Here is a 15,124-nt window from a genome sequence, read left to right as displayed (position 1 = left end):
GCCTATCTCAATTCGACGACCTTGCCGTCCTCGATCGTCACGCAACGATCCATCAGCGCAGCGAGCTGGTGATTGTGGGTGGCAATCAGCGCCGCGAGCCCGGACTGACGCGCAAGGGCTTCCATCGCCTCGAAGACATAGCCGGCCGTTTCCGGATCGAGGTTGCCGGTAGGCTCGTCGGCCAGCAGGATGAGCGGCGCGTTGGCCACCGCCCGGGCGATCGCCACCCGCTGCTGCTCGCCGCCGGAAAGCTCGGCCGGACGGTGCGTGGCACGGTGCCCGATACGCATGTAGTCCAGGAGAGCCCCCGCCCTCTCGGCCGCTTCCGCCTTTGAAAGGCCTGCGATCAACTGCGGCATCATGATGTTCTCGAGCGCGGAGAATTCCGGCAGCAGATGGTGAAACTGGTAGACGAAGCCGATCTCGTTGCGGCGGATGGCCGTGCGCCGGTCGTCGCTGAGACCGTTGCAGGGGATGCCATTGACGATCACGTCACCTTCGTCCGGATGTTCGAGCAGCCCGGCGAGATGAAGCAGGGTCGACTTCCCGGTGCCCGACGGCGCTACGAGCGCAATCGTCTCACCGCTCCGCAAAGTCAGATCGACACCCTTGAGGATCGGCAGGTAGGTGTCCCCCTCGCCATAGTGTCGCTCGACGCCGGAGAGCTGCAGTGCCACGCGCGCATTCATCTACGTTCTTATCCTTGTTATTCGTACCGCAGGGCCTGCACCGGATCGAGGCGTGAGGCGCGCCAGGCCGGAAAGATCGTCGCCAGGAAAGAAAGCGCGAGTGCCATGACGACGACGGAGACGGTTTCGTCGACATTCATGTCGGCCGGCAGCTGGCTCAGGAAGTAGAGCTCCGGATTGAAGAGCGTGGTCCCGGACACCCAGGAGAAGAACTGGCGGATCGACTCGATATTGAGGCAGACGACGACACCGAGGATGACGCCGGCAATCGTTCCTGCGACACCGATGGCCGCGCCCGTCATGAAGAAGATGCGCATCACGGACCCGGAGGTCGCACCCATCGTCCGCAGGATGGCGATGTCGCTGCCCTTGTCCTTCACGAGCATGATCAGGCCGGAGACGATATTGAGCGCGGCGACAAGCACGATCAGCGTCAGGATCATGAACATCACGTTGCGCTCCACCTCGAGCGCCGAGAAGAAGGTTCTGTTGCGGTCGCGCCAGTCGGTCAGGTAGACCTGCCGGCCGGCGGCGTCCTCGATCGGCTTGCGCAGGTCATCGACGGCGTCCGGCTGCTCGACGAAGAGCTCGATCGACTGGACGAGGCCCTCGGCATTGAAATAGAGCTGCGCTTCTTCGAGCGGCATGAAGATGATCGTCGCATCATATTCCGACATGCCCATCTCGAAGATCGCCGAAACCGTATAGGCCTTGACGCGCGGATTCATGCCGAGCGGCGTGACGTCTCCGTTCGGAGAGGTGAGCGTGATCGTGCCACCGACACGAATCCCCAGCTGTTCGGCCATGCGCGAACCGATGGCGACGCCCGCACCGGAGGCGAAACCTACGAGATCTCCGGATTGAATATGCTCCGAGATCGATTTGAGCTTCATGAGATCTTCGGCCCGGAGGCCGCGAACCAGCGCACCGGTCGAGGCGTCGCCAACGCCTTGAGCCAGGACCTGTCCTTCGACCATCGGGATCGCCATTGTCACGCCCGGCACGGCGGAGAACTTGGTGGCCAGTTCAGCATAGTTGGTGAGCGGTCCATCGAGCGGCTGGACGATCACGTGGCCGTTCATGCCAAGAATGCGCGATATGAGCTCGGTGCGGAAACCGTTCATCACCGCCATAACGATGATCAGCGTCGCCACGCCGAGCATGATGCCGATGAAGGAGAAGCCTGCGATGACGGAGATGAAGGCTTCCTTCCGCCGCGAGCGCAGGTAGCGCCAGGCAACCATGCGCTCGAAGGCGGAGAAAGGACGGCTCGACGATCTGCCGGGTGGCGCGGCAACCTGCACTTGCTCTTCCGTCGCCGCGGTCATTGTCGTCCCTTGCCTCTTATCTTGTCGCAACCAGTTTGTTGATCGCGGCTTCCACCGTCATCGTCTCGCGCGCGCCGGTCTTGCGGTCCTTCACCTCGACTTCGCCATTGGCGATCGAGCGCGGCCCGACGATGATCTGCACCGGGACACCGATGAGATCGGCGGTGGCGAACTTGGCGCCGGCGCGATCGTCCGTGTCGTCCAGAAGGACGTCGAATCCCGCCTTGCCAAGGTCGGAGTAGAGCGTGCCGCAGGCCGCATCGCAAGCGGCGTCGCCCGCTTTCATGTTGATGACGACCGCGTCGAACGGGGCCACCGACTTCGGCCAGATGATGCCGTTCTCGTCATGCGAAGCTTCGATGATCGCCGGCACCAGACGTGTGGGGCCGATGCCATAGGAGCCCATATGAACGATGTGCTCCTTGCCGTCGGGCCCAAGCACCTTGGCGCCCATTGCCTCCGAGTATTTCGTGCCGAAATAGAAGATGTGGCCGACCTCGATGCCGCGCGCCGAGAGCTTCTCGCCCTCGGAAATCGCGTCGAAGGCGGCCTCGTCGTGCATTTCCGACGTGGCGGCGTAACGCGATGTCCACTTGTCGAAGATCGCCTTCAGACCGGCGACATCGTCGAAATTCGTATCCTCGCCCGGAATGTCGAAGCCGAGGAAATCCTTGTGGCAGAACACTTCCGACTCGCCAGTATCGGCGAGGATGATGAATTCGTGACTGAGGTTGCCGCCGATCGGGCCGGTGTCCGCACGCATCGGAATGGCGCGCAGGCCCATGCGATCGAAGGTCCGCAGATAGGCGGCGAACATCTTGTTATAGGCATGCTCTGCGCCTTCGCGATCGAGGTCGAAGGAATAGGCATCCTTCATCAGGAACTCTCGCGAGCGCATGGTGCCGAAGCGCGGACGGATCTCGTCGCGGAACTTCAGCTGGATGTGGTAGAGATTGAGCGGCAGGTTGCGATAGGACTTCACGTAGGAGCGGAAGATGTCGGTAATCATCTCCTCGTTGGTCGGACCGTACAGCATCGGCCGATCCTGCCGATCCTTGATGCGCAGCATTTCCTTGCCATAGGCATCATAGCGGCCGCTCTCCTGCCAGAGCTCCGCCGATTGCAAGGTCGGCATCAAGAGCTCGATCGCGCCCGACCGGTTCTGTTCCTCGCGGATGATCGCATTGACCTTGTCGAGCACGCGCTTGCCGAGCGGCAGCCAGCTATAGATGCCGGCCGACTGCTGGCGGATCATGCCGGTCCTCAGCATCAGCCGATGGGAAACGATTTCCGCTTCCTTCGGGTTTTCCTTCAAGATGGGCATGAAAAAGCGGGACAGGCGCATGACGGGTTCCGGAACTGGTGACTCTCGCACTATCGGTGGATTCGGGCGAAATGACGTTGTGCTGCGGCAACCGCCCTCGCCTTCGGCCAGGCGAAGGTGGCGACTGCCGTTTGAAATCGAGCTCTTGATTTCCCAGCGGCGGGACCAAGGGGAACTTTCGAGTTCAGCGTTCATAGCTGCTTCGCGCGCGGAAGAAAACCCTGCAAGAATCGGGAAGAGAGCCGCGCCGAACGTGATGCCCCAGCGGAAATACGCTTCGGGCCCTGCGTCAAAAGAGCACGGTAGTAACAGGACGAGGGCCGCTTCTGTCAACGGAATTTTTTGCCAAACTGTAGCAAAAATGCAAAAAAACCTGATGACATCGCCCAATGTTTGAGCTAGTTTCGGCTCACAAAACAGGCAAGAAGACCAAATTCTTGCCGAATTTCGCGGTCAAGTCTTGGGAGGATAAGATCTTAGGCGCGCTCGTTCGCTGCCGCCGGTAACGGTTGAAAGATCACGCGAAACTTGAAAAACAAGGCTTTGGCCTTGTTTTTTTTTGCTTTTTGGCCAAGGGAATCGACGCGAACCAGTGGCAAATGTGTCGATTTGTGGGCCGTCAAGAAGGCCTGCGGTACGGCCGGATCAACCATCGTCCCCGCGCGGCACATTTCTTGCTTTTTGCCAGTTCCTATAGACGCGGGAGCCGCGATCAGCTTTTGGGACCGATAAAGCCGAATATCGTATCGAGGTCATATCCGAGCTTCACGGACAAGACATACCAGCCGAGATGGATCAAGGCGGCGATGACCGTCGTCATCAGGACGACGCGCAGCCCATGAAAACGCGCCGGGGCACTCTCGACGCTGCCGGGCACGACATCGTTCTCCTCGGCCTGTGTCCGCACGCCGAACGGCAGTACGGTGAAAAGCGTGAGCCACCAGATGATGAAATAGACGGCAAAGGTCGAAAAGGCGGACATCCAGGTTCTCTGATGCAAGGCTCGGTCGCTAATGCATGTCTCCTTAAATCGACCTCGATTTAAGGAGACGTGCAGCGAATAGAGTGCAACAGCGACCTTTGCGCGTCTGATAAGACGCGCGGCGCTGTAGGCAGCCGCCTTATAGCGCTATTGCAGGCGCTCGCGCAAATCGCTGCGCCGCGCCCGACTGTCACACCTCTTCGAGTTCGATCAGCGTGCCTTGAAAGTCTTTGGGATGCAGGAAGAGCACCGGCTTGCCGTGGGCGCCCGTCTTCGGATTGCCGTCGCCGAGGACACGCGCCCCTGCCTGTTGCAGCCGGTCGCGCGCCGCTATGATGTCCTCCACCTCGTAGCAGATGTGGTGCATGCCACCTGCCGGATTCTTCTCGAGAAAGGCGGCGATCGGCGACTGATCGCCGAGCGGCTCCAGCAATTCGACCTTGGTGTTGGGAAGCGTGACGAAGACCACGGTCACCCCATGTTCCGGGAGCGCCTGCGGCTCCGTGACCGTAGCGCCGAGGGTGGCGCGATAGCTCTCGGCCGCGGAGGCGAGGTCCGGCACGGCGATCGCCACGTGGTTCACTCTTCCGAGCATCGAACGTCCTCCCCCTCAACTAAAATGCTCCGGCCGGTCTACACCGGATCGCCGGCCGGACAAATCAGACTTTGGTGACAAAGACCGTGACGATCGGCTTCTTGCCCCAGATCTGGTTGGCCGTGCTGCGCACGGCGCGCCGGACCGCTTCCTGCAGCATCGACAGATCCTTGCGCTTGACGCGCGGAATGCTTTCCACCGCGCCGAGCACGGCGTCGTAGAGCACGTCGTCCATGTCGTCGCCCTCGTCGTCGAATTGCGGGAGCCCGATCGGCACGACGTCGGGATCGCCGATGAAGTCGTAGCGGTTGTCGAGCACGACGTTGACGGAGACGTGGCCGGCAAAGGAGAGCTTGCGGCGTTCGCCAATGCCCATCTCGTCGAAATCGCCGATCAGCGTCCCATCCTTGTAGATGCGACCGTGCCGTGCCTCGTCGATTACTCCGGCCGGACCGGGCGCAAGGCGCAGGATCGCGCCGTTGCGCAGCCGCGGTACGCTCGCGATGCCCGAATGCAGCGCAAGCTCAGCATGCGCCGTCAGATGCGCCGCCTCGCCATGCACCGGCACGACGATCTCAGGCTTCAGCCATTGATACATCTGCTGCAACTCGTTGCGGCGCGGATGGCCGGACACGTGCACCAGCGCTTCGCTGTCGGTGACGATATGGATCCCCTGTTCGATGAGGCCGTTCTTGATATCGTTGATCGCCTTCTCGTTGCCGGGGATGGTGCGCGACGAGAAGACGATGGTGTCGCCGGCCGAGAACGCCACATTGCGCATTTCATCCCGGGCGATCTTGGCGAGTGCGGCGCGCGGCTCTCCCTGGCTCCCCGTCAGGATGACGACGACCTTGTCGCGCGGGATATAGCCGAATTCGTCCTCCGCCAGGAACGGCTTCAGCCCCTCCATGATGCCGAGATCCTTTGCAACGTTGACGACCCGCTTCATCGAACTGCCGAGCAGGAGCACTTCGCGGCCGGCCGCTTCCGCAGCCTCCGCAACCGAGCGGATGCGGCCGACATTCGACGAAAAGGTCGTGATGCCGACGCGCCCCTCGGCGTCCGCGATGATCTTCGCCAGGCTTTCCGAGACTTCCCGCTCGGACGGCGAAACGCCGTCGCGCAGCGCATTGGTCGAGTCGCAGACGAGCGCCAGCACGCCCTCTTCCCCCACCTGACGAAAACGCGCTTCATTGGTGATCGGGCCGAGCGAGGGTTCGAGGTCGATCTTCCAGTCACCCGTATGCACGACAGTGCCGAGCGGCGTACGGATCACCAGCGACATCGGCTCGGGAATGGAATGGTTGACGCCGATCGCTTCGATGCTGAAGGGCCCGACATTGATGCGGTCGCCCGCCTTGAAGACGGTGATCGGAATTTCGCCGCGGCTCTTTTCGAAGTCGCGCTTTGCCTCGAGCATGCCGGCGGTGAACGGCGAGGCATAGACCGGAACGTTCAGTCCCGGCCACAGATCGTTCAGCGCGCCATAGTGATCCTCGTGGGCATGCGTGATGATGATCGCCTTGAGATTGCGGCGCTCCTCGGCAAGGAAGGAGATATCTGGCAGGACGAGTTCCACGCCGGGCAGTTCCGGACCGGGAAAGGTCACGCCGCAATCGACCATGATCCATTGACGGCTGCCAGGCCTGCCGTAGCCATAAAGGCCAAGGTTCATGCCGATTTCGCCAACGCCGCCGAGCGGCAAGAACACCAATTCTTCTTCTTGCGCCATTTGCGCTGCGCCTCAATTCTTGTTTATCCGAGAAATACGTCGCCCGCCGCAATTGCAATCGGCGCGCCGGAACCCGTGTCGAGCAGCAGCCGACCGTCTGCATCGATACCGATAAAACGGCCCGAAAGCGACCGGTCCGGCAAGTTGACGGTAATTGCCTCGCCGATGCCTTTCGCGGCAGCCCGCCATTGATCGATGATCGCGGCGATGCCGGCGCCGCGATTCCAAACGGAAAGCGCCTCCGCCATCGTCACGAACAGGTGGGCGAACAGTTCTTCGGCCGAGATCGTTGCGCCTTCGTGCCGAAGCGAGGTGACCGGGTATAGCCCCGTTTCCGGCATCACCGCGACATTCACGCCGCAGCCGATCACCAGCGCATAACGGCCATCCGGGAGACCTTCGGCTTCGAGCAGGATGCCGCAGGTTTTCCGGCCATCGATGAGGATATCGTTCGGCCACTTGATCGCCACCTCCGGTGAACCCGGAGGCATGACCCTGCGGATCGCCCGATGCACCGCAACAGCCGCCGCAAGCGGCAATGAATGCAGGTGCTCGACCGGCGCGGGATCGATGAGCAGCAGCGACGCATAGAGATTGCCGGGCTCGGAGAACCACTCGCGGCCGCGTCGGCCTCGGCCACCCGTCTGGCGCGCCGCGGTGACCCAGAGATTGCCGGAATCACCAGAGCGCGCCCTTGCCAGGCACTCGCTGTTCGTCGAGACGGTTTCGGCAAGCGCTATGTGCCGGAAATCGTCGGGGGAGATCCGGCCGCTGCCCTCTCCGCCGCTCAAAAGAATGTCCGCGCCGCGGCCTCGGCTGCGTTTCCGAGCGGCCCGCCGATCAGCACGTAACCGAGGACGAACAGGCCGGAAAGTCCGTAGACCAGCCGCAATTCGCTCGCCGCGCGGGCAAACTCGCCCTTCGCCTCGTCGAACCACATGAGCTTGATGACGCGCAGATAATAGTAAGCGCCGACGACGGATGCGAGCACGCCGATGATCGCCAGCCCGTAGAGCTGAGCCTCAATCGCTGCAACGAACACGAAATACTTCGCGAAGAAGCCGGCGAGCGGCGGGATGCCGGCCAGCGAGAACATCAAGATCGTCAGCACCGTCGCCATGAACGGATTGGTCTGCGACAGGCCGGCGAGGTCATCGATGCCCTCGACATGCTCGCCATCCTTGCGACGCATCGCAAGAATGCAGGCGAAGGTGCCGAGCGTCATCACCATGTAGATCAGCATGTAGAGGATGACGCCACGCACGCCGGCCATCGACCCGGCGGCGAGACCGACGAGCGCATAGCCCATGTGACCGATCGACGAATAGGCCATCAGTCGCTTGATGTTGCGCTGGCCAATTGCGGCGAAGGCGCCGAGCAGCATGGAGGCGATCGAAATGAACACGACGATCTGCTGCCAGTCGGCGACGACCGGCTCGAAGGCTTCAATGACGATGCGGACGAGGATCGACATCGCCGCCACCTTCGGTGCTGCGGCGAAGAAGGCCGTCACCGGCGTCGGTGCACCTTCGTAGACGTCCGGGGTCCACATATGGAACGGCACGGCGGAGATCTTGAAAGCGAGGCCGGCGAGGATGAAGACCAGGCCGAAGACCAGGCCAAGCGAGCGGCCTTCCGCGGTGAGCGCCGCGGCGATCTCGTCGAAACCGGTATGGCCGGTGAAACCATAGACGAGCGACATGCCGTAGAGCAGCATGCCGGAGGACAGGGCGCCGAGAACGAAATATTTAAGGCCCGCTTCGGTCGAGCGAACGCTGTCGCGATTGATCGCCGCCACGACATAGAGCGCCAGCGACTGCAGCTCCAGCGACAGATAGAGCGATATCAGATCGTTGGCCGAGATCATCAGCAGCATGCCAAGCGTCGCCAGCAGCAGAAGCACGGGGAACTCGAAGCGGTCGATCTGCGCAGCTCGGGCCTGGCCGATTGTCATGATCATGACGGTGACCGAGCCGATCAGCGCCAGAACCTTCATGAACTTCGCGAAGGGATCCGACAGGAAGGCACCGGCATAGGCTTCGCCGTCGCCGGTGTTGAGGACGAGCCACAGTCCAGCGACGATGAGCACCGCCACGGAGAGCCCGGTCACGACCGGCGCCGCACGCTCGCTCGAATAGACACCGACCATCAGCAGCACCAGCGCGCCGACAGCCAGGATCAGCTCGGGGACTGAGAGTTGCAGGCTTGCAAAAAGGGTTTCAGCAGTCATGTCCAATCACTTCCTGTGGTCAGCGCACCGAAAGCGCAACGTCTTGCGCTGCCTGCAGGGCTGCGGCGTAGTTGTTGACGAGCAGATCCACGGAAGCCGCCGTGGCGTCGAAGACCGGCGCCGGATAGACACCGAAGAAGATCGTCAGGATCACCAGCGGATAGAGGATCACCTTCTCGCGCGTCGAAAGGTCGAGCATCGTCTTCAGGCTGTCCTTCTCCAATGCGCCGAAAATTACCCGGCGATAGAGCCAGAGGGCATAGGCCGCCGACAGGATGACGCCGCTGGTCGCAAAGAGCGCAACCCAGGTGTTGGCGCGGAATGCGCCGACCAGGGTCAGAACTTCGCCGACGAAGCCCGAGGTACCCGGAAGTCCGACATTGGCCATGGTGAACACCATGAAGGCCACCGCATATTTCGGCATGTTGTTCACGAGACCGCCATAGGCGGCGATTTCGCGCGTGTGCAGCCGGTCATAGACGACGCCGACGCAAAGGAAGAGCGCGCCCGAGACAATGCCGTGCGAGAGCATCTGGAAGATCGCACCCTGAACGCCCTGGATATTGGCGGCAAAGGTGCCCATCGTCACATAGCCCATGTGCGCCACGGAGGAGTAGGCAATCAGCTTCTTGATGTCGCTCTGCATCATCGCCACCAGCGAGGTGTAGATGATCGCGATGATCGACAGCGTATAGACAAACGGCGCGAAATAGTCGGAAGCCAGCGGGAACATCGGCAGCGAGAAGCGCAGGAAGCCGTAGCCGCCGAGCTTCAGGAGAATGCCGGCCAGGATGACCGAGCCCGCCGTCGGCGCCTGAACGTGTGCGTCGGGAAGCCAGGTGTGGACCGGCCACATCGGCATCTTCACCGCAAAGGACGCGAAGAATGCAAGCCAGAGCCAGGTCTGCATCTGGCGGGGGAAATTGTACTTCAGCAGTTCGGTGATGTCGGTGGTGCCGGCCTGCCAGTACATCGCCATGATGGCGAGCAGCATCAGCACCGAGCCGAGCAGCGTGTAGAGGAAGAACTTGTAGCTCGCATAGACGCGGTCCTTGCCGCCCCAGACGCCGATGATGATGAACATCGGGATGAGGCCCGCCTCGAAGAAGACGTAGAAGAGCACGATGTCGAGCGAGACGAAGACGCCGAGCATCAGCGTTTCCAGAAGCAGAAACGCGATCATGTATTCCTTCAGGCGCTTCTCGATCGTCACCCAGCTCGCCAACACGCAGAACGGCATCAGGAAGGCCGTCAGCGGCAGGAACAGCACCGAAATGCCGTCGATGCCGAGATGGTAGGAGATGCCGGTGCCGAGCCACTCGTGCTTCTCGATCATCTGGAAGCCGGGGTTCGAACTGTCGAACTGGTACCAGACATAGAGCGACAGGCCGAACACGACGATGGTCGTCAGCAGCGAGATGTTCAGGATGTTGCGGCGGCCGTTGGCGCTGTCTTCCCGCATCAGCAAGAGAAGCAGGGCGCCGACCAGCGGCAGGAAGGTGACCGCGGAAAGTACGGGCCAATCGGTCATCAGAAGGAACTCCCGAGCATCATCCAGGTAACGAGCGCCGCGATGCCGATCAGCATGACGAACGCGTAGTGATAGAGGTATCCGGTCTGCAGCCGGACGACGCGATCGGTCACGTCGAGAACGCGCGCCGCCACCCCGTTCGGTCCGAAGCCGTCGATGACGCGGCCGTCACCCTCCTTCCAGAGGAAGGTGCCGAGGCGCTTGGCGGTACGGACGAAGAGGAAATCGTAGAGCTCGTCGAAATACCACTTGTTGAGCAGGAACTGGTAGAGACCACGATGCTGGTTTGCCAGGTACTTCGGCAGCTCCGGCCGGCTGATATACATGTACCAGGCCGTGAAGAGGCCGAGCGCCATGGCGCAGAACGGGCTCCACTTCACCCACAGCGGCACGTGGTGGTATTCCTCGAGGATCTCGTTCTCGGCCGAGGTGAACAGCGCACCCTTCCAGAACTCGGCATAGTGATGGCCGAAGAAATAGTCGTGGAACAGGAAGCCTGCGACGAGCGCTCCGAGGGCGAGCATATAAAGCGGCACCAGCATGACCTGGGGCGACTCGTGAACATGGTGCATGACTTCGTGGGAGGCGCGCGGCGTGCCGTGGAAAGTCATGAAGGTCAGGCGCCAGGAATAGAAGCTGGTGAACAGTGCGGCGATCACCAGCAGCGTGAAGGCAATGCCCGAAACAATGCTGTGCGACGCGAAGGTGGATTCGATGATCGCATCCTTCGAGAAGAAGCCCGCCGTTCCGAAAAGCGTTCCCGGAATGCCGACGCCGGTCAGTGCGATCGTGCCGATGAACATCATCCAGTAGGTGACGGGAATGTGGGTGCGCAGGCCGCCCATGTAGCGCATGTCCTGCTCGCCATCGACGGCGTGTATGACGGAACCGGCACCAAGGAACAGCAGCGCCTTGAAGAAGGCGTGCGTGAACAGGTGGAAAATGGCAGCGCCGTAAGCGCCGACGCCGAGCGCCACGAACATGTAGCCGAGCTGCGAACAGGTCGAATAGGCGATGACGCGCTTGATGTCGTTCTGAACGAGACCGACGGTCGCGGCGAAGAAGGCGGTGATCGCACCGATGAGGGTGACGACGGTCAGCGCATCCGGCGACAGCTCGAAGAGCGGCGACATGCGGGCGACGAGAAAGACGCCGGCGGTCACCATGGTCGCGGCATGGATGAGGGCCGAAACCGGGGTCGGGCCTTCCATCGCGTCCGGCAGCCAGGTGTGCAGCAGAAACTGAGCCGACTTGCCCATCGCACCCATGAAGAGCAGCAGGCAGGTCGCCGTCAGCGCATCCGCCTTGTCGAGGTGCATGCCGAAGAGCGTGATCACGGCCTCCCCTGCCTCTGCACCTTCAGCCGGCAGGTAGTTCTGGGCTGCGGCGAAGACCGTTTCGAGATTGATCGAGCCGAAGAGCACGAAGACGCAGAAGATGCCGAGCGAGAAGCCGAAGTCGCCGACGCGGTTGACGATGAAGGCCTTGATCGCCGCGGCATTGGCCGAGGGCTTCTTGTACCAGAAGCCGATCAGCAGGTACGACGCCAGGCCCACGCCTTCCCAGCCGAAGAACATCTGCAGCAGGTTGTCCGAAGTGATCAGCATCAGCATCGCGAAGGTGAAGAGCGACAGATAGCCGAAGAAGCGCGGACGGTGCGGATCGTGGTGCATGTAGCCGATCGAATAGATATGCACCAGCGTCGAGACCGTGTTGACGACCACGAACATGACAGCGGTCAGCGTGTCGACGCGGAACGCCCATTCGACGTCGAGGCTGCCCGACTGGATCCAGCGCAGCACCGAGACCTTGATCATCTCCTCGTGCCCGAGTGCGACGTCGAAGAAGACGAACCAGGAGAGCGCGAGCGCGATCAGCATGAAGCCGCTGGTCACGTATTCGGATGCCTTGGCACCGATCTGCGTGCCGAGGAGGCCGGCAATCAGAAAGCCGATCAGAGGCAGAAAGACGATAGCCTTGATAATGGTGTCCATTGCCCTGTCAGCCCTTCATCATGTTGACGTCTTCGACGGCGATGGAGCCGCGGTTGCGGTAGAAGACGACGAGAATTGCAAGTCCGATGGCCGCTTCGGCGGCCGCGACGGTCAGGATGAACAGCGCAAAGACCTGTCCGGTGATGTCGTTCAGGAACGCCGAGAAGGCCACCATGTTGATGTTGACGGCGAGCAGGATGAGCTCCACCGACATCAGGATGATGATGACGTTCTTCCGGTTGAGGAAGATGCCGAAGACGCCGAGCGTGAAGAGGATGGCGCTGACGGTGAGATAGTGGGAGATTCCGATTTCCATAAGTCTGATCCCTCGACCTCGCGTCCCGATTAAAGGCCCTGGCCCGGCTTGACCGTGACCACCTCGACGGCAGTCTCGGGCGAGCGGGCAACCTGGCGCGGAATGCTCTGGCGCTTGATGTTTTCACGGTGACGCAGGGTGAGCACGATGGCGCCGATCATGGCGACGAGCAGCACCAACCCGGCGATCTGGAAGAAATAGATGTAGTGGGTGTAGAGGACGTCGCCGAGCGCGGCGGTGTTGGTCCGCTCCGTGACGGCCGGGATCGGCATGGCGATGCCCTTGGCGATCTCCGGCGAGAAGGTCGAACCGCCGACGACGATGATGAGCTCGGCGGCGAGGATCAGACCGATCAGCGCCCCGACCGGCGCGTATTCAAGCACGCCTGCGCGCAGTTCGGCGAAGTCGATGTCGAGCATCATGACCACGAAAAGGAAGAGAACCGCGACGGCGCCGACGTAGACGACCAGCAGAATCATCGCCAGGAACTCGGCGCCCGTCAGCAGGAAGAGCCCTGCCGCGTTGAAGAAGGTCAGGATCAGGAACAGAACCGAATAGACCGGGTTCTTTGCCGCGATGACCATGAATGCCGACGCCACGGCGATGAAGGCGAAGAGATAGAAAAAAAGAACCTGCAGACCCATGATCGGTGCCTTTTTCGTCTTGCTCGGCGTGAAGGCGCGGCCCTCACTCCATGAGGCAAAGCCGGACAGTCCGTCCGGCCAGTGCCCAAACCCGTGCCGCATGCGCCCTCCTACGAGCGGCGCGATGCTGCGTTTACGCAGATGGCCTCAGCGATAGGGCGAGTCCATTGCAATGTTGCGCGCGATCTCCCGCTCCCACCGGTCGCCGTTGGCGAGCAGCTTTTCCTTGTCGTAGTAGAGCTCCTCGCGCGTCTCGGTGGCGAATTCGAAGTTCGGCCCCTCGACGATGGCATCGACCGGACAGGCTTCCTGACAGAAACCGCAATAGATGCACTTCACCATGTCGATGTCGTAGCGCACCGTGCGGCGGGTGCCGTCGTTGCGGCGCGGGCCGGCCTCGATGGTAATGGCCTGGGCAGGACAGATCGCCTCGCAGAGCTTGCAGGCGATGCAGCGCTCTTCACCGTTCGGATAACGGCGCAGCGCATGCTCGCCGCGGAAACGCGGGCTGACCGGGCCTTTTTCGAAGGGATAGTTCAAGGTCGCCTTCGGCCGGAAGAAATAGCGCATCGACAGAAAGAATGCGCCGACGAACTCCTTGAGGAACAGCGAGCTGACGGCTTGCGAAAGACCGGCCATCATTAACCTCCAAACTTGCCGGCCTGGGAGAAGCCGGCGGTATGCAGCGAAGCTTGGGCGGCCATCATGCCCACCCCATCAGCTTCAGAACGAATGCGACGATGACGACCATCGCCAGCGAAAGCGGCAGGAAGACCTTCCAGCCGAGACGCATCAGCTGGTCGTAGCGATAGCGCGGCACGAAGGCCTTCACCATCGCGAACATGAAGAACACGAACGAGGCCTTCAGCACGAACCAGATGATGCCCGGCACCCAGTTGAGGATCCAGATATCGACGGGCGGCAGCCAGCCACCGAGGAACAGGATCGTCGTCAGCGCGCACATCAGGCAGATGGCCGCATACTCGCCGAGCATGAACATCATGTACGGGGTCGAGCCGTATTCGACCATGAAGCCGGCGACGAGTTCGGATTCGGCTTCGGGCAGGTCGAAGGGCGGGCGGTTCGTCTCGGCGAGCGCCGAGATGAAGAACACGATGAACATCGGGAACAGCGACAGCCAATGCCAGTCGAGGAAGGAGGCCGGCAGGCCGATCATCGTTCCGAGGCCATCCGACTGCGCATTGACGATGTCCGTCAGGTTGAGCGAACCGACGCAGAGCAGCACGGTGACGATGACGAAGCCGATCGAGACTTCATAGGAGACCATCTGCGCGGCGGAGCGCAGCGCGCCGAGGAAGGGATATTTCGAGTTCGAGGCCCAGCCGCCCATGATGATGCCATAAACCTCGAGAGAAGATATGGCGAAGACGAAGAGGATGCCGACGTTGATGTTCGCGATCACCCAGTTCGCGTTGAGCGGAATGACCGCCCAGGCGGCAAGCGCCAGCGTCACCGAGACGAGCGGCGCGAGGAGGAAGATCGTCTTGTTGGCGCCGGCCGGAATGACCGGCTCCTTGAAGACGAATTTCAGGAGGTCGGCAAAGGACTGGAACAGCCCCCACGGGCCGACGACGTTCGGGCCGCGGCGAAGCTGCACGGCGGCCCAGATCTTGCGGTCGGCGAGCAGGATGTAGGCGATGAAGACCAGCAGCGCGACCAGAAGCAGCAGCGACTGGCCGATCATGATGGCTGTGGGCCAGACGTAGCTCGAAATGAAAGCGTCCATGATGCTCTATTC

The 15,124-nt window shown here is 61.6% G+C and carries 14 protein-coding genes; all 14 read right to left on the bottom strand.

The features are described 5' to 3' along the window. Window positions 1-2 precede the first annotated feature (2 nt). Window positions 3-689 (bottom strand): ABC transporter ATP-binding protein, encoded by a 687-nt coding sequence (locus tag N181_RS07805; RefSeq protein ID WP_014328004.1) that lies wholly within the window; start codon window positions 687-689, stop codon window positions 3-5. Between the two features lie 17 nt (window positions 690-706). Next, the gene (locus tag N181_RS07800) at window positions 707-2,017 is read right to left on the bottom strand and encodes a lipoprotein-releasing ABC transporter permease subunit (protein WP_014328003.1); all 1,311 of its coding nucleotides are present in this window, start codon (window positions 2,015-2,017) and stop codon (window positions 707-709) included. A 16-nt stretch (window positions 2,018-2,033) separates the two neighbouring features. Further along, entirely contained in the window at window positions 2,034-3,362 is a 1,329-nt protein-coding gene (gene proS, locus N181_RS07795; RefSeq protein ID WP_014328002.1) for a proline--tRNA ligase, read from the bottom strand. Between the two features lie 691 nt (window positions 3,363-4,053). Beyond that, on the bottom strand, window positions 4,054-4,323 hold the full coding sequence (locus N181_RS07785) for a DUF1467 family protein (RefSeq protein WP_014328001.1): 270 nt from the start codon (window positions 4,321-4,323) through the stop codon (window positions 4,054-4,056). 190 nt (window positions 4,324-4,513) lie between these two features. Then, on the bottom strand, window positions 4,514-4,918 hold the full coding sequence (gene mce, locus N181_RS07780) for a methylmalonyl-CoA epimerase (protein WP_014328000.1): 405 nt from the start codon (window positions 4,916-4,918) through the stop codon (window positions 4,514-4,516). A gap of 64 nt (window positions 4,919-4,982) precedes the next feature. Continuing rightward, on the bottom strand, window positions 4,983-6,650 hold the full coding sequence (locus N181_RS07775; protein WP_060563316.1) for a ribonuclease J: 1,668 nt from the start codon (window positions 6,648-6,650) through the stop codon (window positions 4,983-4,985). A 23-nt stretch (window positions 6,651-6,673) separates the two neighbouring features. Beyond that, complete coding sequence (locus tag N181_RS07770) at window positions 6,674-7,441, bottom strand: biotin--[acetyl-CoA-carboxylase] ligase (RefSeq protein ID WP_037399464.1); 768 nt, start codon at window positions 7,439-7,441, stop codon at window positions 6,674-6,676. Continuing rightward, window positions 7,438-8,880 (bottom strand): NADH-quinone oxidoreductase subunit NuoN, encoded by a 1,443-nt coding sequence (gene nuoN / locus N181_RS07765; protein ID WP_014327997.1) that lies wholly within the window; start codon window positions 8,878-8,880, stop codon window positions 7,438-7,440. The genes N181_RS07770 and nuoN overlap by 4 nt, the downstream gene beginning before the upstream one ends. 19 nt (window positions 8,881-8,899) lie before the next feature. Beyond that, the gene (locus N181_RS07760) at window positions 8,900-10,411 is read right to left on the bottom strand and encodes an NADH-quinone oxidoreductase subunit M (protein ID WP_014327996.1); all 1,512 of its coding nucleotides are present in this window, start codon (window positions 10,409-10,411) and stop codon (window positions 8,900-8,902) included. After that, a complete protein-coding gene (gene nuoL / locus N181_RS07755; RefSeq protein ID WP_014327995.1) occupies window positions 10,411-12,405 on the bottom strand; it encodes an NADH-quinone oxidoreductase subunit L in 1,995 nt (664 codons plus the stop codon). Before nuoL ends, N181_RS07760 begins: the two co-directional genes overlap by 1 nt. 7 nt (window positions 12,406-12,412) lie before the next feature. Then, window positions 12,413-12,721, bottom strand: coding sequence for an NADH-quinone oxidoreductase subunit NuoK (gene nuoK, locus N181_RS07750; RefSeq protein ID WP_003531854.1), 309 nt, complete (start codon window positions 12,719-12,721; stop codon window positions 12,413-12,415). A gap of 29 nt (window positions 12,722-12,750) precedes the next feature. Then, on the bottom strand, window positions 12,751-13,365 hold the full coding sequence (locus N181_RS07745; protein WP_012707629.1) for an NADH-quinone oxidoreductase subunit J: 615 nt from the start codon (window positions 13,363-13,365) through the stop codon (window positions 12,751-12,753). 147 nt (window positions 13,366-13,512) lie between these two features. After that, the gene (gene nuoI, locus N181_RS07740) at window positions 13,513-14,004 is read right to left on the bottom strand and encodes an NADH-quinone oxidoreductase subunit NuoI (RefSeq protein ID WP_012707628.1); all 492 of its coding nucleotides are present in this window, start codon (window positions 14,002-14,004) and stop codon (window positions 13,513-13,515) included. 64 nt (window positions 14,005-14,068) lie between these two features. After that, window positions 14,069-15,112: an NADH-quinone oxidoreductase subunit NuoH gene (gene nuoH / locus N181_RS07735; RefSeq protein ID WP_014327993.1), complete on the bottom strand. Its 1,044-nt coding sequence runs from the start codon at window positions 15,110-15,112 to the stop codon at window positions 14,069-14,071. Between the last annotated feature and the right edge of the window lie 12 nt (window positions 15,113-15,124).

This window comes from Sinorhizobium fredii USDA 205 (genome assembly GCF_001461695.1).
In the GTDB taxonomy this organism is placed as follows: Bacteria; Pseudomonadota; Alphaproteobacteria; order Rhizobiales; family Rhizobiaceae; genus Sinorhizobium; species Sinorhizobium fredii.
Note: the sequence above shows the minus strand (reverse complement) of the source record. Positions and strands in the feature narration are given on the sequence as shown.